This window comes from Schaalia odontolytica (assembly GCF_031191545.1).
Taxonomy (GTDB): domain Bacteria; phylum Actinomycetota; class Actinomycetes; order Actinomycetales; family Actinomycetaceae; genus Pauljensenia; species Pauljensenia odontolytica.
This window is the reverse complement of record NZ_CP133472.1, coordinates 1,954,278-1,975,990: the sequence shown is the minus strand read 5'-3', so window position 1 is coordinate 1,975,990 and position 21,713 is coordinate 1,954,278. Positions and strand designations below refer to the sequence as shown.

At 65.9% G+C, this 21,713-nt stretch carries 15 protein-coding genes, 1 tRNA gene and 2 pseudogenes; 6 read left to right on the top strand and 12 right to left on the bottom strand.

Translation table 11 applies throughout. From position 1 onward, the window contains the following. Positions 1-70 precede the first annotated feature (70 nt). The gene (locus RDV55_RS08445) at positions 71-1,405 is read left to right on the top strand and encodes an MFS transporter (protein ID WP_111823788.1); all 1,335 of its coding nucleotides are present in this window, start codon (positions 71-73) and stop codon (positions 1,403-1,405) included. A 77-nt stretch (positions 1,406-1,482) separates the two neighbouring features. Beyond that, entirely contained in the window at positions 1,483-2,892 is a 1,410-nt protein-coding gene (fumC, locus tag RDV55_RS08440) for a class II fumarate hydratase (RefSeq protein WP_111823787.1), read from the top strand. Between the two features lie 469 nt (positions 2,893-3,361). Here the strand turns inward: fumC and RDV55_RS08435 are convergent. The 5 genes and pseudogenes from RDV55_RS08435 to RDV55_RS08415 all read right to left on the bottom strand — a co-directional run bounded on the left by RDV55_RS08435 (position 3,362) and on the right by RDV55_RS08415 (position 7,601). Further along, positions 3,362-4,163, bottom strand: a pseudogene (locus RDV55_RS08435) (sulfite exporter TauE/SafE family protein). Between the two features lies 1 nt (position 4,164). Further along, positions 4,165-4,476, bottom strand: a complete 312-nt coding sequence (locus RDV55_RS08430) for a TfoX/Sxy family protein (protein ID WP_111823786.1) — start codon at positions 4,474-4,476, stop codon at positions 4,165-4,167. A gap of 229 nt (positions 4,477-4,705) precedes the next feature. Beyond that, positions 4,706-5,056: a hypothetical protein gene (locus RDV55_RS08425; protein WP_111823785.1), complete on the bottom strand. Its 351-nt coding sequence runs from the start codon at positions 5,054-5,056 to the stop codon at positions 4,706-4,708. Between the two features lie 295 nt (positions 5,057-5,351). Beyond that, on the bottom strand, positions 5,352-5,984 hold the full coding sequence (locus RDV55_RS08420; RefSeq protein WP_111823784.1) for a DUF4232 domain-containing protein: 633 nt from the start codon (positions 5,982-5,984) through the stop codon (positions 5,352-5,354). Positions 5,985-6,098: 114 nt separating this feature from the next. Beyond that, a complete protein-coding gene (locus RDV55_RS08415) occupies positions 6,099-7,601 on the bottom strand; it encodes an amino acid permease (RefSeq protein WP_174703815.1) in 1,503 nt (500 codons plus the stop codon). Positions 7,602-7,815: 214 nt separating this feature from the next. On the opposite strand from RDV55_RS08415, the pseudogene RDV55_RS10565 reads away from it, so the two are divergent. Next, positions 7,816-8,223 (top strand): annotated as a pseudogene (locus RDV55_RS10565) (MgtC/SapB family protein); the annotation flags it as partial. A gap of 59 nt (positions 8,224-8,282) precedes the next feature. On the opposite strand, the gene RDV55_RS10560 reads toward RDV55_RS10565, so the two are convergent. The 5 genes from RDV55_RS10560 to RDV55_RS08390 form a co-directional block, all read right to left on the bottom strand. Further along, positions 8,283-8,486 (bottom strand): sensor histidine kinase N-terminal domain-containing protein, encoded by a 204-nt coding sequence (locus RDV55_RS10560; protein WP_373462913.1) that lies wholly within the window; start codon positions 8,484-8,486, stop codon positions 8,283-8,285. Positions 8,487-8,572: 86 nt separating this feature from the next. Next, positions 8,573-10,693, bottom strand: coding sequence for a variant leucine-rich repeat-containing protein (locus tag RDV55_RS08405; RefSeq protein WP_111823781.1), 2,121 nt, complete (start codon positions 10,691-10,693; stop codon positions 8,573-8,575). A gap of 144 nt (positions 10,694-10,837) precedes the next feature. Then, a tRNA-Met gene (locus RDV55_RS08400) sits at positions 10,838-10,914 on the bottom strand. Positions 10,915-11,017: 103 nt separating this feature from the next. Further along, positions 11,018-11,842: a hypothetical protein gene (locus RDV55_RS08395; RefSeq protein ID WP_111823780.1), complete on the bottom strand. Its 825-nt coding sequence runs from the start codon at positions 11,840-11,842 to the stop codon at positions 11,018-11,020. 183 nt (positions 11,843-12,025) lie between these two features. Continuing rightward, positions 12,026-15,136 carry a UPF0182 family membrane protein gene (locus tag RDV55_RS08390; RefSeq protein ID WP_245907691.1) on the bottom strand — a complete coding sequence of 1,037 codons (3,111 nt, stop codon included), beginning with the start codon at positions 15,134-15,136 and terminating at the stop codon, positions 12,026-12,028. Positions 15,137-15,237: 101 nt separating this feature from the next. Here RDV55_RS08390 and RDV55_RS08385 point away from each other — a divergent pair, with 101 nt between their 5' ends. After that, positions 15,238-15,807, top strand: coding sequence for a PPA1309 family protein (locus RDV55_RS08385; RefSeq protein WP_111823779.1), 570 nt, complete (start codon positions 15,238-15,240; stop codon positions 15,805-15,807). 101 nt (positions 15,808-15,908) lie between these two features. Here the strand turns inward: RDV55_RS08385 and RDV55_RS08380 are convergent, their stop codons facing one another. After that, positions 15,909-17,087 (bottom strand): YlbL family protein, encoded by a 1,179-nt coding sequence (locus tag RDV55_RS08380; protein WP_111823778.1) that lies wholly within the window; start codon positions 17,085-17,087, stop codon positions 15,909-15,911. A 135-nt stretch (positions 17,088-17,222) separates the two neighbouring features. Between RDV55_RS08380 and RDV55_RS08375 the strand changes: the two genes are divergently transcribed. Together RDV55_RS08375 and RDV55_RS08370 are read left to right on the top strand one after the other, a co-directional pair. Beyond that, entirely contained in the window at positions 17,223-18,689 is a 1,467-nt protein-coding gene (locus RDV55_RS08375) for a zinc-dependent metalloprotease (RefSeq protein WP_111823815.1), read from the top strand. 110 nt (positions 18,690-18,799) lie between these two features. Further along, positions 18,800-19,678 carry a hypothetical protein gene (locus RDV55_RS08370; protein ID WP_111823777.1) on the top strand — a complete coding sequence of 293 codons (879 nt, stop codon included), beginning with the start codon at positions 18,800-18,802 and terminating at the stop codon, positions 19,676-19,678. 1 nt (position 19,679) lies between these two features. Here the strand turns inward: RDV55_RS08370 and RDV55_RS08365 are convergent, their stop codons facing one another. Then, positions 19,680-21,695 carry an ATP-dependent DNA helicase UvrD2 gene (locus RDV55_RS08365; RefSeq protein ID WP_111823776.1) on the bottom strand — a complete coding sequence of 672 codons (2,016 nt, stop codon included), beginning with the start codon at positions 21,693-21,695 and terminating at the stop codon, positions 19,680-19,682. Between the last annotated feature and the right edge of the window lie 18 nt (positions 21,696-21,713).

Below are 21,713 nucleotides of genomic sequence, written 5' to 3'. Positions count from 1 at the left end.
CTTCGCCCCATTTGGACACTGTACGGCAAGGCCCCGCGCAATGCGCGGGGCCTTCGTCGTAGGATGCACTGTGCCCTCATCACCTTTGCTGACGAATCCGACGCTGCGCGCTCTCGTTGCGATCGCGCTGTTTACGTACACGGCGCAGAACATGCTCAACGTGTCGATCGCTCCCCTGTCGCGCGCTCTGGACCTGCCCGAGTGGATCGTGGGCGCGGCGGTGTCCCTGGCGGCCGCCGCGGTGACGGCGCTGAGCCAGTTCTGGGGACGTCGCTCGATCGCATGGGGGCGCAGGCGAGTCATCCTGTTGGCGCTGTTCTTGGCGCTCACGGCGGGCACGCTCTTTTCCGCGGCCGTGTGGGCGCGCGCGGCCGGCTCCATCGGCGCTTTTCTAGCTGCGGGGGCGATCATGGCGGCGCGCGGCCCCTTCTTCGGCGCGGCAGTCGCGGCAATCCCGCCGACGGGCCAAGCCCTCGTCGCCGAGGTCACCCCCGACGAGGCCTCGCGCGTGCGCGGCACGTCCGCGTTCTCCGGCGCGATCAATCTGTCCGTCATGGTCGGCTCCCTCGTCTCCTCGGCGCTGGGCGCCTGGTGGATTTATGGCCCCGTGCACGCCACCCCCGTCTTCGTCCTCGTTGCACTTTCGATCGCCCTGATCTGGTTGCCCCGAGACGGGGCCGCCACGCGCCCAAGGACGCACTTGCCTCGCCTGACGGAGGAGGAGACGGCACCGAAGAACGCGGCCACGGCCTCGTCGGCCGAAGCAGCGAAGGACCCCACGAGCAAGGGGAAAGCCAGCACAGAACTGCCCCCGCGCGTGAGGTGGACCGACGGGCGCATTGCTCCGTGGATCGCCTCGGTGTTCGGCATCTACTTCGCGAACGGCGTCGTTCAGATCACGATGGGTTTCCTCGTCCAAGACCGGGGTGGACTCGAGCCCGAGCCCGCCGTTTCCGTCACCGCCCTCATGCTGCTGGCTAACGCCGCCGGAGCCATGCTTATGCAGCTAATCGTCGTTCCTCGCCTGGGATGGACTCCGCGCACCCTCCTGCGCGCGGGCATGACCCTCGCTCTCGTCTCCCTCACGTGCCTGACGATCGCGCCGACGCTCTGGGCGCTGGCGGCCTCCACCTTTGCGATGGGCGTCGCCTCGGGCATGGCGTCCCCGGGCTACTCGGCGGGCGCGTCCCTCGCGGTGAGTGCACGCGAGCAGGGCGGCATCGCCGGCGTCATCAACGCGACCGGCGCGATCACCTGGATCGTCGCACCCGTGAGTGCCACGGCCCTGTACGGCTGGATGCCGCTGTCGCCCTTCCTGCTGGCGCTTTCCCTCGTCGCCCTGTCGTGCGCGTGCGCCTGGTGGCTGCTGCGCCGAGGTGACGTCGAGGCTCGCGCCCGCGACTAGGACGAGTGCCCCACGCCTCATTGCGCGAGCGGCGCTATCCTAGTGGGGTACGTAAGCCCTACGCGAAGGAGCCACCTGTGGCACAAGAAACCCGTACCGAAACCGACTCGATGGGCGCCGTTGAGGTCGCCACGAACCGCTACTGGGGCGCTCAGACCGAGCGTTCGCTGCACAACTTCGACATTGGACGCAACACCTTCGTGTGGGGTCGCCCGATGGTGCGCGCCCTCGGCATCCTGAAGAAGGCCGCGGCCCTGGCCAACGCGGAGCTGGGCGAGCTGCCCGCCGACATCGCGGACTTCATCGCGCAGGCCGGTGACGAGGTCATCTCCGGCAAGCTCGACGACAACTTCCCGCTGGTTGTCTTCCAGACCGGTTCGGGCACGCAGTCGAACATGAACGCTAACGAGGTCATCTCCAACCGCGCCATCGAGATCGCGGGCGGCGAGATGGGTTCCAAGGCCCCCGTTCACCCCAACGATCACGTGAACCGCGGCCAGTCCTCGAACGACACCTTCCCCACCGCCATGCACATCGCGGTCGTTTCCGAGCTGCACGACATGTACCCGCGCGTGCGTCAGCTGCGCGACACCCTCGACAAGAAGGCCAAGGAGTACGAGGACGTCATCATGGTGGGCCGCACCCACCTGCAGGACGCGACCCCGATCCGCCTGGGCCAGGTCATCTCCGGTTGGGTCGCCCAGATTGATTTCGCCCTGGACGGCATCGAGTACGCGGACACTCGCGCGCGCGAGCTGGCCATCGGCGGCACCGCCGTGGGTACCGGCCTGAACGCCCACCCGAAGTTCGGCGAGCTCACCGCGAAGAAGATCTCCGAGGAGACCGGCATCGAGTTCACGCAGGCCGACAACCTGTTCGCGGCCCTGGGCGCGCACGACGCGCTCGTGCTGGTCTCGGGCGCGCTGCGCGTCCTGGCCGACGCGCTCATGAAGATCGCGAACGACGTGCGCTGGTACGCCTCCGGCCCGCGTAACGGCATCGGCGAGCTGATCATCCCTGAGAACGAGCCGGGTTCGTCCATCATGCCGGGCAAGGTCAACCCGACCCAGTGCGAGGCCATGACCATGGTCGCCACCCAGGTGTTCGGCAACGACGCGACGGTCGGCTTCGCCGGCTCGCAGGGCAACTTCCAGCTCAACGTCTTCAAGCCCGTCATGGCCTGGAACGTCCTGGAGTCCATCCGCCTGCTGGGCGACGCCTGCGTGTCCTTCGATACGAACTGCGCGTACGGCATCGAGCCGAACTACGAGAAGATCCAGCACAACCTGGACATCAACCTCATGCAGGTCACGGCCCTGAACCGCCACATCGGCTACGACAAGGCCTCCAAGATCGCGAAGAACGCGCACCACAAGGGCCTGTCGCTGCGCGAGTCCGCCCTCGAGCTGGGCTTCCTGACCGCCGAGGAGTTCGACGCGTGGGTCGTGCCCGCCGACATGACGCACCCCAGCGCCGCCGACGAGTGATCGGCTCGTCGCGCTAGCGGCTGGCGATTCGGCCCCGGCCTCGTGTGCGAGGCCGGGGCCGGTTTCCTATCTACGAGGCCGGGGCCGCGTTCTGTGTTTGGGTGCCGGTGGGCGGTTGGCCCTCTCACCCGCCGTCATCGGCACCCGGCATCCCCTCTGTTGTCGGTTGCAGTTGCCCGTTGTGCCTCAGCGCTTAGCTACTGTGCGGCTGCAGTTGCCCGCTGTTACGTCCGCCCTCTGCCCCGCTGCCGTTGCTGACAGCTTTCCTGCTGAGCCCATCGCCCGTACTCGCGGATAGGTTACGGGCACGCGGATAGGTTACGAAGACGTGGATAGGTTATTTACCTATCCACAAGCGTCTAGCCTATCCACATGCGAACAACCTATCCGTGAAGATGCCTACCCCGGCGACGCCGCGGTGGGCTACGCGACGGGGCTCGCGATGCTACCTGGCCGAGGCCTCAGCCCCCTAGTTCTGAGCGCGCGCCTTCTTGCGCATGCGCACGACCGTGGAGGCGATGATGGACAGCAGGAACATGTTGAAGAGGATCGCGCCGACGCCCGGAGAGACCCACGTGGCACCCAGGCGCCCGGCGGGGGCCGTGGCAGCCGCACAGACGCCGACGATGAGGCCGACGCGCAGGTCGACCATGCGGTGGCGCAGGTTGGTGACGGTTCCGGCGATGCCGGTGGGGATCATGACGAGGAGGGAGGTGCCGCGGGCGATGAGGTCTCCCGCGCCGACGGCGAGTTCCATGCCGGGAACGATGACGGATCCGCCGCCCACGCCGACGAGGCCGGAGAGGATCCCTGCGCACAGGCCGACCAGGATCAGGAGGGCGCACGAGGCCGGGGTCAGCGAGACGGCTCCCTCGCGTGTGGGGACGTGCAGGTATTGGGAGACGATGACGAAGATCGTGAAGGCAATGAGGATCCACGGCAGGACGGGTGCTGGGAGGCGCCGCAGGAGCAACACGCCAATCTGGGAGCCCGCGAGCGCGCCGACCACGAGGAGGGCGGCTCCGGCCCACGAGACCTCTCCGTGCAGGGCGTAGGTTGCCCGAGCCGACGGCTGCGGTAACGATGATGGCGGCCAGGGACGTGGCCGAGGCTCGGCGCTGATCCATGCCCAGGACAGCCACGAGGGCGGGCACGATGACGAGGCCGCCTCCCACCCCGAAGAGTCCGGAGAGGAAGCCCGCACCCACTCCCGTCAGGGCGACAAGGAGCGTCCGACGCGGGGTGAGAGCTACGGAGTCGTTGGTGGCAATGTCATTTCTTCCGTTTGGGGGCGGGCAGGTCCTCCCACATCGCGTCCATGACGTCGCGCAGGACTGTGCGGTCTTCTACCTCGACGAGAATCATGTCCTTCGCGCCTTCGTAGGGGGTGGCACGCGCGGCGTCGGGTAGGAGGCGCTGGGAAGCGGGGGTGATCTTGAGGAGGAAGCGGTCGTCGTAGATACCGCCCACAACCTTGCCTCGGTAGTAGAGGATGTACTCGCCCATCATTGCCCGATGCGTCACGTCCTCGAGGCCGTCCAGGAGGGCGAGCACGCGCTCGATGCTCTCGGGTTGGGAGGTCATGCTTGGCCAGCTTCCTTCCGCTTGGATTCTCTCGTGCTCGACCTTATCTGGGTGCGAGACCGTGGGCAGCGAGGCACTGAATTGCTCGACGTGTGCCACGGTGTGTTTCCTCAATTGTGCTGCGGACGATCGTGGGGTTCAACTACTCCCCCACGCCCGGAACACACGAGGGCCAGCCCCGGACTCGTACATTTACGAGGCCGGGGCCGGGCACAGCGCGAAGCGACCGTCAGGAACGGGCGACCTCCACGGCGGGGACACCAGCCAGGTTCGACAAAGCGGTGATGTAACGGCCGATCATCGCACGGTTACGGCTGTCCTGCATGAGGTTAGGCAGGCCCTTCGTGGAACAGGTGATCTCGACGACGGTGTTTCCCTCTCCGGGGATGAAACCAACGATGATGTTCTCACCCCAGGACATCATGCCCATCGGGGTGTCGAAGGTGACGACGCGACCGGCCATGTCGGCACGCGTCAGCGTGGCCTTCTCAACCGCCTGAACGGCCGAGGAGGCGGCCTGGAAGAGCTGCTCGAACGGAACGTTGAACTGGAACGACTGCATCGTGGAACGCATGCCCATGAGTGTCTCCTTTATAAGATCATGGATACCTGGGGCCCGCGCGGGTCGCGCGCGCCGGTGAAGAGGGGCGCGCGACCCGCAGGATCGCGTCGGCGTGACGCTGCGGACGCACAACTTCTTACAGCTGGTCCAGCCTATCAGGTGTCGACAGCGAACAAGGCCACGGTCCAGATTCTCCCTGCACGCGAATGCGTTCCCCGGAGAAACCGAAGAAGAACGCCGAATGAAGACGGGCAGGAGCCGGACGATTCAATGATCGCGCCTCCCGCCTCACGTATCGGCTACGCCCACGCGCTCAGGAACGCGGCTCGAAAGAGCTCACCGCCACCGACGGTATCTCCCGGCACACGCGCAGGGACAGCTGCAGGCTCGTCGCGCCGCTGCCGGCCTCCGGCATGATGTCAATAAGATCGGAATCTGCAGGACCACATCCCTCGACACCGTCCGTCGACTCTGCCGTCAGGGTCACGCCCACGCGGCCACCCGGAGCCACCGTGTACACATTGCCGGGTGCCTCACCGTCGCGCACCGCGGTGGAGATGACGGAGCCGCCACCGGAGAAGACGATGTGCGGGAATCCGTCGATCCAGCACGACGGGCCCTCATTCGTGAATCCGATGTCCACGTACGTGGTGCCGCCCGCCTCCTGCTGGGAGTCGATGGCGGCCTGCAGGTTCGCCAGGTCGCAGCGCTGATCATTGTCGGCGACGTTGACCTCGGGCGCTTGGCTGCCCCCTTCGGGCACGCCGCTCTGCGGGCTCGAGCCGCTCTGTGCGGGCATGCCACTCGGGGAGGGGGAGGCGCTGGAGGAAGCGGACGAGGCCGTCGACCTCGACTCGGGCTGCGCACCCTGCGGGGAGCAGGCGGCAACACCCAGGGAAAGAGCGGACAGGGAGGTCACGGCAAGAATGCGTCGCGTGTTGATCATGAGCCCATCCTATGAAGGACGGCACCCAAGGCGTACTGCCACGCCGGGCGACACCCAGCGGTGACACGCCGCGCACCGAGCGCAACGCCCCTCCGCGCCCCGGCCTCGTCGCCGTCAGTGAGAAACCGGCTCAATGTGTACGGGCGCAACGTCCATCTCTTCCAGGGACACCGTGCGATCCTTACGCGCAACGTGATAGCCCCACCAGACGACGCCGAAGAGCGGCAGGCCGATGTAGGACGAGGCGACCTCCCACACCTGGCCGTTGATGACGGCCTCATAGTTCTGTCCGGCCATGACGACCAGACACATGACGAAGGCGATGATCGGGCCCGCAGGGAAGAACGGCGAACGATACGGCAGGTCCTCAAGGCGGTAACCCTGCTGTAGGTAGGCGCGACGGAAACGAATGTGGCTGACCGCGATGCCAAGCCACATGATGATGCCGGAGATGCCGACGATGTTGACCAGCCAAATGTAGGCGTCATTGAAGACCAGCTGCGTGAGGAAACCGCACGCCGCCGTCACAGTCGTCACCGCCATCGCGTGCACGGGTACGCCGCCCTTCGTGACGCGCGCGAAGATCGCGGGCGCCTGGCGCTTGAGGGCCATCGAGTGCAGCATGCGCGAGGCCGCGTACAGCCCCGAGTTACCCGCGGACAGGATCGACGTGAGGATGACAGCGTTCATGACGGCGGCCGCCGCACCGATCCCCATGCGCGCGAACACGAGCGTGAAGGGAGACTGCGCGATGTTGTTCGCGGAGTCGTCGGCAGCGCTGAGCAGACTCGGGTCCGTGTAGGGCAGCAGCGTTCCAATGACCGCGATCGCCCCGATGTAGAAGAACATGATGCGCCAGAAAACGGTGCGGATCGAACGAGGCACGTCCCTGCGCGGGTTCTCAGATTCGCCCGCGGCCACGCCCACCAGCTCGGTTCCTTGGAAGGAGAAACCGGCGATCATGAAGACAGCGATGACGCCGACAAATCCGTTATGGAAGGGCGCGTCCCCGATCGTCCAATTCGACAGTCCCGGCGAGTTTTCGCCCATCACGCCAGCGATCATGAAGACGCCTGACAGGACGAAGACGATGACGATGACGACCTTGATGGCGGCCAGCCAGAACTCAGCTTCACCGTAGACCCGCGCCGATAGCGCGTTCAGCCCGACGACGATGACGAGGAAGCCGACCGCCCAGATCCACGAGGGGACGTTCGGGAACCAATACGCCATGACGAGGCCCGACGCGACCAGGTCTGCGGCCACCGTCACCGCCCAGTTGAACCAGTAGTTCCACCCCATGGCGAAGCCAAAGGACGGGGAAATAAACTTGGTGGCGAAGGTCTGAAAAGAACCCGCGACCGGCTGGTGCGCGCTCATCTCGCCCAGGGACTGCATGAGGAGCAGCACCATAAGGCCAATCGCCGCGTAGGCGAGGAGTGCGCCACCCGGACCGGCGTTCGCGACCGTTGCGCCGGAAGCCAGGAACAGGCCCGTTCCGATCGCGCCGCCGATGGCGATCATCTGCATATGGCGCGACGCCAGTCCGCGCTTGAGCGCGGTGTTGGAGCGCTCCTGCACACCGTTGGCAATGTCGTCGGGGGTGGGGGTTGCCATGAGTTGGTTCCTCATCTGTCGATCGTCGCCTCCCATCTTAGTCCCACATTGGCTTGTGGCAACGTTGGTAGATTCTTTTCTCATTCTTTAACGAGGCCGGGGTTGGCTCCCCTGGAAACACGACCGCTCTGGGCCCCGACCTCGTGCGTGAAACGCGCCTCGCACAGTTCGGGCGGTTACACTAAACCCACCCACGCCACCGCAGGAGGTTCCTATGACGCAATCCCTCATGAGCATCGGGTGGATGCTCCTCGCCCTCGTCCTCTCTGCATCCATCGGCCTCGAGCGTCAGATCCGAGGCAAAAGCGCGGGTATCCGCACCCAGGCCATCGTCGGCCTCACCGCATGCCTGATGATGCTCATTTCCAAGTACGGCTTCTCCGACATCCTCATCGACGGCATCACCCGCTACGATCCCTCGCGAGTGGCTTCGCAGATCGTGTCGGGCATCGGCTTCTTGGGCGCGGGGATCATCCTCACCCGGCACGGAGCTATCCGGGGCCTCACGACCGCGGCCACCATCTGGGAGACCGCCGCAATCGGCATGGCATGCGGAGCGGGCCTGTGGTGGCTCGCCTTGGCCGGCACCGTTCTGCATTTCATCGTCATCGCCCTGCTGACCCCGCTCGTCCAGTTCATTCTGATGCGCGCTCACGGACACAAGGTCACTTTGACGGTCCACTACTCCCCGGGCCACGGGGTACTGTCGACGCTGCTCAGCCAGGTATCGGCTCTCGGCTGGAGCGTCTCCGCAATATCTACCCGAACGGACTCTGACGGCCGCGCGACAACGGCACGCTTCACCGCAGCAACGCGCCAGGATCTGTCACGTTCCCTCCTCGTGACGACCCTCGCTGATCTCGACGGTGTCGCGGGCGTGGACATCAACGAAGACGACGACGAGTGACCCTGTTTTGGACATAGTGGGAGGGCCCGCGGCGTGTGCCGCGGGCCCTCCCACCTGCTTCATCTCAACGGGTTCCGAAGGGGTTGTAGGGTTTATTGCCCTGCTGGCCCTGATCGTAGCCCTGCTGGCCGTACTGGCCCTGTGCACCCTGGGGAGCCTGGAAGCCCCCCTGCGGCTGAGCGCCCGGGTACCCACCCTGCTGCTGAGCACCATACTGCTGCTGGCCGTACTGACCCTGCTGAGCCTGGAAGCCACCCTGGGCCTGAGCGCCCGGGTACCCCCCCTGCTGCTGCTGAGCACCGTACTGCCCCTGCACACCCTGGGGAGCCTGGAAGCCCCCCTGCGGCTGAGCACCCGGGTACCCACCCTGCTGCTGCTGAGCACCATACTGCTGCTGGCCGTACTGACCCTGCTGAGCCTGGAAGCCACCCTGGGCCTGAGCGCCCGGGTACCCCCCCTGCTGCTGAGCGCCGTATTGCCCCTGCGCACCCTGGGGAGCCTGGAAGCCACCCTGTGCCTGAGCGCCATACGGTGACTGCTGGCCAGCCTGATTCATAGGTGCCCCACTGAAGGCACCCCCAAGAGCGTTCGGGGTGTCGACCGGTGCAACCTTCCCGTTCTTCAGCTCGAGGAGCAGGACGACGCCGGAAGCACCAAGGCCGAGCGAGGCGAACAGGAAGATAATGCCCCCGAAACTCAGGGTGGCACTGCCGAGAACACCCAGCACCTGGAAAACGCCGAGGAGGGCAACAAGGATTGCGACGATACCAGAGGACAAGAAAGTCCACTTCTGATTCGTGATCCAGTATGCGCCACCCAGGCCGACAGCGATCAGCATGAGGAAGATGTGGAAGAACGCGTAGGCTCCCGCGGCGAACATCGTGAAGGAAGCGCCGTAGAACGATGCGAAGGGCAGCATCATCGACACGATCGACAGGACGAAGCTGGCAGCCATGCCAATCAGCGCGTAGGTGGCGCGCACGGAGCGTCCGTTTACTTTGCCGGTCTCCGTGACGACGGCGCTCTGGAACTGGTTGAACGCCGTATTGGCTGCCGCGCCGAACTGCTGCGCAGCAGCCCCAAACTGCTGGCCAGCCGATGCGCCCTGTTGAGGGCCCTGTTGAGCGCCCTGAGCCGCGTACGGGGACTGCTGACCTTCCGGAGCATATCCCTGGGCACCGCCCGCCGCGCCGTACTGGGGCTGCGGATTCGTCTGCGCGCCATACTGCGCCTGATCGTATCCCTGCTGCTGGCCCTGGGCGGGGTTCTGCCCGTAGGCAGTAGCCTGCGCGGCAGCGTTCTCCTCGGCGACGACCTCAGCCATGGAGCGCTCGCGCGTTCCCTCAACGATCGTTCGCTCGAGGTCCTCATCCGAGATCGAGGGAAGCTCCTCCGAAGGTGTTTCCATCAGGGGTGCCAGTTGAGGCTCCTCGGCGAGGGGCTGGACGTCGTCGACAGTCTGCGGGAGTTCGTCCACGACGGGCGCGGATTCGGTGACCGGCTCAGGCTCCACCACGGGAGCAGCAGGCTCGTCCTGCGGAGCACCCCAGCTCTCAGGCTGCACAGGCTCAGCCTCCACGACAGGCTCAACCACAACAGCGGGCTCTTCAACGACCGGCTGCACATCCCCCACCATGGGAGCGACAGGCTCGCTCTGCGGAGCACCCCAGGCCTCAGGCTGCACAGGCTCGCTCTGCGGGCCGCCCCACGCCTCAGACTGCACGGGCTCGTCCTGCGGAGCACCCCACGCCTCAGGCTGCACAGGCTCAGCCTCCACGACAGGCTCAACCACAACAGCGGGCTCTTCAACGACCGGCTGCACATCCCCCACCACGGGAGCGACAGGCTCGCTCTGCGGAGCACCCCACGCCTCAGGCTGCACAGGCTCGTCCTGCGGAGCACCCCAGGCCTCAGACTGCACAGGCTCGCTCTGCGGAGCACCCCACGTATCGGAGTGGACGGGAGCAGTGTCAACCACAGGAGCGGGCTGCGCCATGGGAGGTTGAGCAGGAACGACACCCCGGTTTGCCAGCCACTGAGCGAGCGCAGGATACAGCGACGGATGCGTCGCCACGTAGGGGTGCAGATCCGCACGTGCGGCCGTGATATCGGCAAGGTCCTGTGGCGTCAGCGCCGGATTGCTCATGTCGGCAGCGGTGAGCTGCGACAGATCAAGAGTGCTCATCTCTATTCCTCTCGCACCCGAAGGCGCAGTACCTGATTAACATGCAATACTATCGCTTTGCGACGCAGATTAGTCAAGGCGTTTGCCCACTGAAATACAGGTGACAAACAAAAGACCCGGCCCCTCACGGGACCGGGTCTGTGGTGGTAGCGGGGACAGGATTTGAACCTGCGACCTCCGGGTTATGAGCCCGGCGAGCTACCGAACTGCTCCACCCCGCGTCGGCTCTAGATAGTCTAGAGCATCGACCAGGAGGGCACAAACCGAAATCGGTGATGTACGTCCTAGCCGAAGCACGCTGTCAGGAAGTCGAGAACTAAAGCCCTACTCGGAGGCCTGCGCCGCATCTGCCGGAGTCCCGGGCAGGATTGGGGCACCACTCGGAGGCGCAAGGACCGGGCTTGAGTTGTGAGCAGGGCTTCCCGCGGCCGTCGCACGCTGAGCCGTCGGCATCTGCACGGGAGCGCCCTGGGGCACCGCAGGCTGAGCCGGTGCCGCCGCATGAGGCTGGTAGCCGACGAGAGTACCACTAGGAGCGGGCGTGGCACCGCGCTGCGTTCCGGCCGAAGCCCTGAAGTCCGGGATCACCAGCGCACAGGCGGCGATGATGCACAGCCACTTGAGGCACCACATGAACAGCGCACGCAGGACCACCACCACGGGGCCACCACCCAACTGCGGCGGAGTGAAGGTGACGAACCAGCCCCCACCGAAGCTGTGGACCAAAACGGGCAGGATGATGAGGTAATCCACGAGTACAATCGCGGCAGCAAGGTATCGCAGAGGCTTGATTCCAATACTCACGTACAGGAGCGCACACACAACGATCACAGTATCGAGCATCAGCCACATCCAGAACGTGCCGGTCGTGAACTGTTCAACGTAGCGCTCAAGATCCTCAAGACTGTTGGGAATGAAGACGCTGACGATGAAAATGAGCTTGACGACGATAACCACCCACGCGGCGATCCGTCCACGCGCGGACAGGGCGGTCCGCTTCGGGCTCGGAGAGGGAACGGGGACGGGGGCCGGCGCGTAGCCACCCAACGTTGGGGCGGGCATCGTCGGAGTAGCCGGCGCGGTCACGGGAGCCTCGCCGGGCTGAGGCACACCCGTGGGAGCAGGCAGAGCGCTGCGGGGGGCAGTCATGGGTTTCCTTCCCTGTCGTTGATGAGTCCGCGCTGCGGACGCTTCGCCCCATAGTAGTGAAGCGCCATGAGTCGCACATTCGCATCCGTTCCGAGCCCCACTTATCCCACAGACACAGAGGCACCCGACCCCGCGTCACACGTCGTGATCAGCAGGGCCGGGCGCATCAGCGATCGGCGGCGATTAGGAACCGCTTTGCGTTCCCGATTGGGCTGGAGTAGTGGCACTCGGGCTGGGCGTCGGCGAGGTCGAGGCAGCCGACGAGGACGTACCGAGGGCCGTCTGCGCAGCCTCTGCGCGTGACAGGGCATCGCGCAGGCGCGTCTGAGCTTCACCGTAAGCGGTCCAGTCGGACTTACTCATCGCCGCATCCGCGTCACGCATTGCCTGCGCGGCGTCGGCGATGGCCTGTGCCAGCTGGGCGTTCGCATCGCTGGCGGATGTTCCCGGCTGCGAAGTATCCCCCGGTGAAGGGGTCGCAGCGCCGGGAGACGAGCTTGAGCTTCCATCGTCGGAGACGAGCTGGCGCAGCGATTCCTCGAGGGTGGGCGCGAAGCCAACCTTGTCACCGAAGGCGGTCAGGACCGAGCGGAGCACCGGGTAGGAGGCCGAGCCGGTGCCCTGCACGTAGACGGGCTGGACGTAGAGCAGGCCGCCACCGACCGGCAGGGTCAAAAGGTTGCCACGGATAACCGTCGAGTCTGCCTGGTTCAGCAGGTTGAGCTGGGTGGCGATCTTCTCGTCTGAGTCGTACTTGTTCTGCACCTGGCCCGGACCGGGTACGGTCGTCGACGAGGGCAGGGCAAGCAGGCGGAGCTTGCCGTATCCCTCGCGCACCTGTCCGGGCGCACTGCCCGTCTCAGAGTCGACAGCGAGGAAGCCAGCCATGGCCTCGCGCCGTCCCTCGCCACCGCCGCCTGGGACGAACACCGAGGTCAGCGAGAATTCAGCGCTCTCCTGTCCGGGCATCTGCATGGTCAGGTAGTACGGGGGCTGCAGGGCCGTCGGGGCGGGCAGAGGATTTCCCAACGCATCGACTCGCGGGCTCGAAGCGGTCGAAGATGACGCGCCGTAGGTCGAAGTCTCCTCAGCCAGGCGCCAGCGGTCACCGCCGGAGTAGAAGCCCGAAGCGTCGGTCACATGGTAGGTGGCCAGCAGGTTGCGCTGCACCTTGAACATGTCCTCGGGGTAGCGCAGATGGCTCATCAGATCCCCGGAGATGGAGGAGATGGGTTCGACGCTGCCGGGGTAGATCTTCTCCCACGTGCGCAGGATCGGATCGGCGTCGTCCCAGCGGAACAGGCGCACTGAACCGTCGTAGGCATCGACAACGGCCTTGACGGAGTTACGCATGTAGTTGATCTTGTTCGCCTGGACGTACTGGCCCACCTGAGTGGAACGGGAGTCGACGGTGGCGTCCGAGAGGGCCTCGTGCTGGGCATAGGGGTAGTTGTTCGTCGTCGTGTATGCGTCGACGACCCAGACGAGGCGCTTAGGGGTCGAGGAATCCCCGTCCATATCGACGACCGCCGGGTAGGCGGACTGCTCAAGCGTCAGGTAGGGCGCAACCTTCGAGACACGCTGGAGGGGGTCGCGGTCATAGAGGATCTGGGAGGCCTCGTTCGTCTGGGAGGAGAAGAACAGGTCCGTGGAACCGAACTTGATCGCGTACAGGAGCTTATTCCATACGTTGCCGACGGAGGGGCCACCGTTACCGACGAAGGTCGTGGAGACTTGGCCGCCCACAGCGGTGTCGTCCGGATAGTCGAGCTCCTGCGGCTCAGCGCCTTCGGGGGCACCGACGATCGAGTACTCGGGCGAACCGGGGCTGAAGTAGACGCGCTCCTCGTAGTCGCCCATTTCGCCGACCGAGGGTACAGCCTGCTCCCAGTAGGACGGCAGGCCGTCGCTGGTCAACTGATTGCCGTAGGCGGCGACCGCACCGTAGCCGTGGGTGTAGACGGTGTGCTGGTTGACCCAGGTCTGCTGCTCGGCTGACAGGCCGGAGAGGTTGAGCTCACGCACGGAGATGACGGTGTCGCGACGCTCGCCGCCCACGTTGTATCGGTCGACCTTCATTCCGGAGTTAAAGCCGTAGTAGAGGCGCGACTGCTGGAGCTGCTGAACGGTCTTCGTGATGACCTGCGGATCGAGCAGACGCACCTGAGAGGTCAGCGATTGGGTATCGAACTGCCCCGCCGAGGCCGTGGTAGCAGCGTCGTAGTTGGTCTGATAATCGACATTTTCGAGGCCGTAGGCGGCCAGGGTGGCGTCGATGTTTCGCTGAATGTAGGAAGACTCGAGGCTGCGCTGGTTGGGACGCACGCGGAACTGCTCAACGAGGGCAGGGTACGCGCCGGCCAGGACGAGGGCGGCGACGACCGTCACGGCGACACCGGTGACCGGCAGGCGCCACGTGCCCTTGAAGGCCGCGACCACGAAGAGGACCGCGACGAGGCCGGAGATGACGGCGAGGATCGAGTGGGCGGGAAGCGTCGCGTTGATATCGGAGTACATGGCGCCGTGGATGGAACCCGAGTCCGAGGTGAGTAGCTCGTAGCGGCCCAGCCAGTAGTTCACGCCAATGAAGAGGGACAGGCAGGCCGCCATCATGCCGGCCTGCAGTCGCGCCTGCTTGGAGGCGTGAGGGCGCGGAGTCAGTCGGATCGTCCCGTACAGGTAGGACACGATGATTGCCGCGACCAGGCCGACGCTGATGACCGTCATGAGGAAGGAGACGAGTACCTTGACGGCGGGAAGTACGAACACGAAGAAAGAGATATCGAGGCCGAACTGAGGGTCGACCTGCCCGAAAGAGGAGCGGTTGAGGAATTGCAGGAGCGTCTGCCATTCGGTGGCCAGGCGAGCACCGTTGGAGAAGCCGAAGAAGAGGGCGACACCCCAGAAAGCGAGACGGCGCATCGGTTCGAGCGCCTCCTGGTATCCGCGCAGCGCGGCCGAGGCTTCGCCCCTCGACGACGAGGTGCGGTGACGGTACGCGAAGGCCATCGAGAAGTACACGAGCGCGGTCGCCACGACGAAGCCAACGACGAACAGGCCGATGTGCGCTCCCCACTGGGTGAGGATGACGCGCGTGGCGCTCATCTGGCGGAACCACAGGATCTCGGTCCACACGGTGGAAGCCGCGTAGATGACAGCTCCGATGATCAGCAGAGCGGCGATCGTGATGCCGGCGGGACCGGGCTTGCGCAGCTTGCGTTCCGCGGGCGCTCGACCAGGATCTCGAGGAGCGCGGGCTCCACCCGGGGGAAAGACTGAAAAATCGAAGCTCACGGCATTCCTCTCTGTCAAACCGATAGCTCCCATCCAGTGTAGCCGCGCACAGGTGTAACTTCGCCTCGGTCTTATTCGCTCTCCGTGAGATTATGGGAGGCATGACTGTTGAGATGATGCCGAGTGCGCGCGAGATCGCGCTGGCCAATGTGGTTGTCGATATCGAGAAGGGTGCCGCCCGGGTGGGATGGGATCACGCGCCCTCTATCTACGCGCTGGTCCCGACGGCGATGCTGCTGGCTGACCCGAACCTACCGGCTGATATCGCCGAACAGCTGCGTTCGGGCTGGGACGGCAGCGATGATCACCTGAGCGCGATCATCCAGGAAGACCTGGCCGACGACGATATCGAGCAGGTCCTGGCCCACCTTGCGTGGCCGGAGACGGTGCCGGGTGCTGCGATCACCGTCGAGCGCATCGTCGTTCCCCCGGAGGTTGAGGACGAAGCCCCCAAGGATCCCGAGGAGGCCCTCGCGTTCGTCGCCAACCACCCGCTGCGCACCGATGTGCGCCTGGCCGTGGGCGTGATGCGCACGGGCGAGTCGTGGTGCGCGCTGCGCACCCGCGCCTTCGATTCCGACGACAAGGTCGGGCAGGGCTCGGCGCTCGTTCCCGCACTGGTCGACGCCCTACGCGCCTCCCTCGAGCCGGTGACGGACGAGGACGCCTGAGAGCACAGCGGAGGCCCCGGCCTCACCCCACACCGAGAGGGGACGAGGCCGGGGCCTTTTCGTCCCCACCTACCCGTGGGCGGTGGGCGGGCCGAGGAGGGCTACTGGCAGGTCGGCAGTGCGTCTGCCGTACCGTCGGCTATGGAGCGAACCGCGTTGGCCGCCTCGTCGAGGGTGGATACCGAGACGACGCGTAGGCCGTCGGGGACGTGTCCGACGACCTCGGAGCAGTTGGAGCTCGGGGCGAGGAACCACTGAGCACCGTCGTCGTGGGCGCCCCACAGCTTCTGCTGGATGCCGCCGATGGCACCGACCTGGCCGTCGTAAGACATGGTGCCGGTCCCGGCGATCGCATTGCCACCCGTCATGTCGCCGGGCGTCATGCGGTCGATGATGCCGAGGGAGAACATCATGCCCGCACTGGGCCCTCCCACGCCGTCAAGGTTGAAGGAAATCGCGACGGGCAGCGTCGGGTTCACGGAAAGATAAATGCCCAGCTTGGAACCGCTTTCCGAGGCCGAGGATGCGACCGAGTCGAAGGAGAGATCGTGAGTCTCCCCGTTTCTTTCGACCGTCAGGCTCATCGTCGATCCCGCAGGGACCGCGCGCATGAGCGAGAACGGCGTGCCCGCGTCTGCGACCTCGTGGCGCGTTCCGTCCGGGGTGGTGATCGCGCGCAGGATATCCCCCTGCTGGACGATGCCCTCTGCGTTGGACCCCTCGACCGCGCCCTCGATCGTGACGGTAGCGGGGACGTCCCAACCGAGGTATTCGAGCGCGGCTACCTGGGAGGTCGTCTGCGAATTGCGCATCATCGCCAGCTGGGCGTCGCTGACCTGTTCGCGCGTGGTTCCCTCGGGATACACCGACTCGTAGTCGACGATCTTGCTGTGCTCATCGAAGTAGGCTCCGATCAGCTGGGCGAAGTTGAGGCGATTTCCAGGCCCTCCAGATTCGGATACCGTGACCATGCGCAGCTGCCCCTGACCCGGCTTCGCCTTGCCGGTCACGGGGGCCGACTGCGGGTCATCGAGCTGGACGTTCTCCCCCGTTGCGGGATCCGTTCCTTCGATCTCGATCATGGACTCCCCGTCTGCTGTCCCGAGGACGTTGAACGTCGGTCCGGGGCTGGAGACGACGAAGGGGACGGGGATCAGGAAGAGGATCACGACCATCGCGAGGAGAGCCAAGGCCGCCGTCAGAAAGCGCCAGCTAACGATCGGCTGGCGCTTCGTCGGGGCCTGTTCAAAAGCCAGTAGATGGTCGACCGACGAGGTCATCTCCGTATCATTCACCGTGTCATTGTGTCCCACGCGAGCAACCGACGCACGTCCGCCGCGCGTTCCCCTTCAGCTCTCAGCGTTTTCGCAGGCGATTGTCAGCCCTCGCGAACAAGGGGCGGCTAGTCTGTGGTCATGAGTGAGAACGAGTCTGGCACCCCCTTTGAGGATTTCCTGCGCTCCGTGTTGGGCGACGAGGCAGCGGCCGAGGCCGCTCGCGCTCTTCAGGCCCAGGGCTTCGATCCCGCGAACCTGCCCGCGGAGTTTTCCGATCCTGCTCGCATGCGCGCGGCGATGGGCCAGTTCCAGTTCCTCATGAATACGACTGCCGGCCCGGTCAATTGGCGTCTGGTGGAGGACGGCGCGAAGCAGGCCGCCTACGCCAGCGGCGATCCCGCTCCCACGGCCACCGAGGCCGAGGCAGCGCGTCAGGCGATGACGGTCGCGGACCTGTGGCTCGACGCCGTCACGGATTTCGCCTCTGGTCCTGTGACCCGCGACGTATGGAGCAGGGTGTCGTGGGTCGAGCACACGATCCCGACGTGGAAGCGCATCTGCGAGCCAATTGCTTTGAACGTGTCGCGCGCGCTGTCTGCGGCACTGTCTGAGGAGTTTGGCGAGGGTGGCCTCGAGGATTCTGCGTCGCTGCCCGACGGGATGGCGGCGATGCTTGGTAAGACGCAGGAGATGATGCCGCGCCTGTCCGCGATGATGTTCTCGGCTCAGATTTCCCGCGTCCTGGCGGCCCTGGCAGGCGAGTCCTTCGGGACGTACGACACGGGCATTCCCCTGTCGGACGCCTCGCACGCGGCGCTCCTGCCCCACAACGTCGCCCAGTTCTGCGAGGGGCTCGACATCCCCTTCGACGAGGTTCGTCAGTTCCTCGCTGTCCGCGAGGCCGCCCACCGGCGTCTCTTCGCCTCCGTGCCGTGGCTGGAGGGCGACCTTGTGCGCGCGGTCGAGCGCTACGCCTCCCAGATCGCTATCGACACGGAGGCGATCACCGAGGCTGCCCGTTCGGTCGATCCTTCTGACCCGACGTCCGTGGAGTCGGCGCTCAGCGGCGGTGTGTTTGCTTTGTCAACGACTCCGGACCAGCGCCGCGCGCTCACCCGTCTGGAGACCATGCTGGCCCTCATCGAAGGCTGGGTTGAGGTCGTCACAGCCCGCGCGACCCTGCCCTACCTCCCCCACGCGGATGCGCTGCGCGAAATGATGCGCCGTCGCCGCGCCTCGGGCGGCCCTGCGGAGGAGATTTTGGGTTCCCTCGTGGGGCTCAAGATGCGTCCGCGCCAGGCTCGAGGAGCCGCCTCCATCTTCACGCTGGTGGAGGCCGACGGCGGTCGCGATGCTCGCGAGGCCCTGTGGTCACACCCGGATATGGTGCCCTCGGAGACGGAGCTGGCCACGCCCGACACGTTCCTAACGCTTCGCCGTGCTGCGGCTGAAGAGGACGCGGATATCGACGCCGCGCTCAACTCTCTTCTCGATGGGACGCTCGGCTGGGCGGACGGGCTCGAGCCGGGGAGCGAGGCCTCGGCTGCCTCGGACGACCCCTCCCCTGACACCGAGGAATCGGACGACTCTCGCGAGAAGAACTGATTCGTTCCAAAAAGATCTGACAAGTTTTCCACAGATTTTTCAAACGCCCCCGCGCGCGTGCCGTGCGGGTCCATGATGACTCCATCAGGTACGAACTGAAGGAGACTGACATGAACCTGGCACACAATACGGCTATCCTCTGGCGAGGCCCCGGCAGCGTACAGGTCGGCGGCGACCGCAGTCGGCACATCCTCCTGAGCAATCTGCACGCGAGCGACCAGATCTGGCTGAGCCAGCAGGCACACCCCACCCGCGAGCGCGGCGACGTTCAGGCCTCGCCCGAGCTTCTCGCGGCGCTGGCCGAGGCGCGCCTCACCGAAGGAAGCGATTCCCTCCCCCGCCTCGCGCTCGGCATCGCCGGCGCGGTTCCGGCGACGCTCCTCGCACTCCACAGTCTCGTCGACACGCTCTCACTATCGCTGTCGATCGAGACCCACGCCCTCGTCGACGAGGATTGGGATCGCGTTTTTGGCGGCCACTACACGGGAACCCCGCGCCACCGCGCGGTGCGCCGCACGCTCCGCGATCTCATCCCGCTGCCACAGCTCTACGCCCAGGGAAGCCCCGAGCTGACGATCGTGTCAGCGGATCGGGTTGTCGATCCGGGGATCCCGTTCGAGCTCACCGCGCACGACACCCCTCACCTCATCGTCACGCGCGGCGAGCACTCCTACGAGGTTGGCCCGTTCGTCATCCCCGGGGCTACCCCCTGCTACCAGTGTTCCCAGCTCGCTCGCGCGGCGTCTGATCCGTTCCACCTAGCGCACCTGCGCGAGCTGGAGAACTGGCCTCTCGCACCGCTGGCCCTGCTGACTCACTTTGCGGCGGCCCAACGCGTGGGGCAGCTGGTAGTGGACTTCGTCTCGGGCACTCTGACCGAGTCGCAGTGCGCGCAGGTCGCAACCATCTGCGAGGACGGGTCGGTGCGGGTTGAGGACGTGGAACCTGCTCGCCGCTGCGTGTGCGGCATCAACGGGCTCGCCTCCTAGCTCAGGCACCCTCGTCGACGATGACCTCTTCGCCGCGCACGATCGCAAGGACGGGGGCGGCGAAGCGCTGCACCTTCACGTCACCGATGCCGCGGATGACGCGCAGCTGCGTCGTGTTCTTCGGCATGGCCACAGAGATATCGCGCAGGGTCTGATCCGTAAAGACCGCGAAGGGTGGCACACCCGCCTGGCGTGACACCTCGAGGCGCCATTTTTTGAGACGCCCGAAGAGCTCGATCGCCTGGGGCGATGCCTCCTCTTCGAAGGCCCGGTTGAGGGCTCGGGTGGAGGCGCGCGCCTTCTTCTTGGGCGCGCCAACGCCGACCTCCTCGGGCCAGATACCGTCGAGCAGGCGGCTTCGTTTGCGTTTGCCCCGCCCGTCGGCACCCCGCGATCGAGCCCACGACACGGTCAGCAGGTCGCGTGCACGCGTCACGGCTACATAGAGCAGGCGTCGTTCCTCCTCGCGCGCGGCGGCGGTCTTTGCATACGAGATCGGCAGGAGGCCCTCCGCGACGCCCACGAGGAAGACGGCGTCCCACTCGAGGCCCTTGGCCGCGTGAATGGTGGCCAGCTCGACGCCGGCCTTGTCCGGTTCGACCTGGTAGGCGACGCGCTCATCGAGTTCGGAGACGAAGGCCACAAGAGTGTCCGCCGAGCTGTCGTCCGCCCAGCCGACGATCGCATTCATGTTTGACCACCGCTCAGAACCCGCCTGGCCGGAGGGTGCCTCGGGTGACCAGCCGACGCCCGAGAGGACGTCTCGGACGATCTCAGCCACGCGCCCCTGGTCGGTGGCGGCCGCCGCCGCGGCCCGCAGGCGTGAGATGGCGGTTCGCACGTCGTCTCGAGCGAAGAAGGGCTTGCCCCCGGCGACGGCCACGGGGATACCCCTCACACCCAGAGCCTCTTCGAACGCCTGGGATTGCCCGTTGGTGCGCATGAGGACGGCGATCGAATGGGGTGCCACGCCCCCCTCGATGAGGTCGGCGATCGACGCTGCGACGCCCTCCGCCTCGGCCCGATCATCGTCGTAGGTGCGATAGGCGACCTGAGCACCACCGTCGCGTTGGCTGGACAGGCGCACCGTGCCCTCGCGCTGCGTAGAGCGGGCAAGGACGTCGTTAGCGAGAGTGACGATTTGCGGGGTTGAGCGGTAGTCGCGGGTCAGCTCCACGATGCGAGCACCCGGGTGCTTGCGCCCGAAACCCGTCAGATAGTCCGGGGACGCGCCCGTGAACGAGTAAATGGTCTGGGCGACGTCGCCGACGACGCACACGTCGTGGCGCCCACCGAGCCACAGGTCGAGCAGGCGAGCCTGCAGGAGGTTGACGTCCTGAAACTCGTCGACGACGAAGGAGCGGTACTGCTTGCGCACGATCGAAGCGACGTCCGCGCGTTCCTGCAGCATCCCGCACAGGTAGATGAGGATGTCTTCAAAATCGATGACGCCGCGTTCGTTCTTCGCGTCCTCGTATACGTCGAGGAGCCTGGCCATGTCCCCCGCGTCCAGCCCGGCGGGCACGTCGCGGCGCAGACGAGCCACGCGCGAGGCGTAGTGGGCGGCGTCGATCATCGACACCTTCGCCCATTCGACTTCGGCCGCGATATCGCGCACGTTCGTGCGGTCGATCGTGATTCCCAGGCGCGCGGCGGAAGCCGCGACGAGGGAGGCCTTGTGCGGGATGACGTCGGGCAGGGGTCCGCCCACGACGGTGGGCCAGAAGTGGCGTAGCTGGCGCAGCGCCGCAGAGTGGAAGGTTCGAGCCTGGGCCTTGGGAACCCCCAGCTGAGCCAGGCGGTGACGCATTTCGAAGGCAGCGCGCTGCGTGAAGGTTACGGCGAGCACATTGGACGGGTCGAAGGCACCCATGGCCGCCCCGTACGCGATGCGATAGGTGATCGCACGAGTCTTACCGGTGCCCGCGCCCGCCAGAACGGCGAGCGGACCGGCCACCTGCGTGGCGACGGCGCGCTGATCGGGGTCCAGGGCGTCCAGCAGTTCCTCGGGGTTCATGCCTCCCATTGTTCCATC

What these genes read in the sequence shown, in the direction of transcription:
- RDV55_RS08430 (WP_111823786.1), bottom strand. Translation starts at nt 4,476, where the DNA reads ATGACCTCCCAACCCGAGAGCATCGAGCGCGTGCTCGCCCTCCTGGAC.
- RDV55_RS08425 (WP_111823785.1), bottom strand. Translation starts at nt 5,056, where the DNA reads ATGGGCATGCGTTCCACGATGCAGTCGTTCCAGTTCAACGTTCCGTTC.
- RDV55_RS08420 (WP_111823784.1), bottom strand. Translation starts at nt 5,984, where the DNA reads ATGATCAACACGCGACGCATTCTTGCCGTGACCTCCCTGTCCGCTCTT.
- RDV55_RS08415 (WP_174703815.1), bottom strand. Translation starts at nt 7,601, where the DNA reads ATGGCAACCCCCACCCCCGACGACATTGCCAACGGTGTGCAGGAGCGC.
- RDV55_RS10560 (WP_373462913.1), bottom strand. Translation starts at nt 8,486, where the DNA reads ATGTCCACGCCCGCGACACCGTCGAGATCAGCGAGGGTCGTCACGAGG.
- RDV55_RS08405 (WP_111823781.1), bottom strand. Translation starts at nt 10,693, where the DNA reads ATGAGCACTCTTGATCTGTCGCAGCTCACCGCTGCCGACATGAGCAAT.
- RDV55_RS08395 (WP_111823780.1), bottom strand. Translation starts at nt 11,842, where the DNA reads ATGACTGCCCCCCGCAGCGCTCTGCCTGCTCCCACGGGTGTGCCTCAG.
- RDV55_RS08385 (WP_111823779.1), top strand. Translation starts at nt 15,238, where the DNA reads ATGACTGTTGAGATGATGCCGAGTGCGCGCGAGATCGCGCTGGCCAAT.
- RDV55_RS08380 (WP_111823778.1), bottom strand. Translation starts at nt 17,087, where the DNA reads ATGACCTCGTCGGTCGACCATCTACTGGCTTTTGAACAGGCCCCGACG.
- RDV55_RS08375 (WP_111823815.1), top strand. Translation starts at nt 17,223, where the DNA reads ATGAGTGAGAACGAGTCTGGCACCCCCTTTGAGGATTTCCTGCGCTCC.
- RDV55_RS08370 (WP_111823777.1), top strand. Translation starts at nt 18,800, where the DNA reads ATGAACCTGGCACACAATACGGCTATCCTCTGGCGAGGCCCCGGCAGC.
- RDV55_RS08365 (WP_111823776.1), bottom strand. Translation starts at nt 21,695, where the DNA reads ATGAACCCCGAGGAACTGCTGGACGCCCTGGACCCCGATCAGCGCGCC.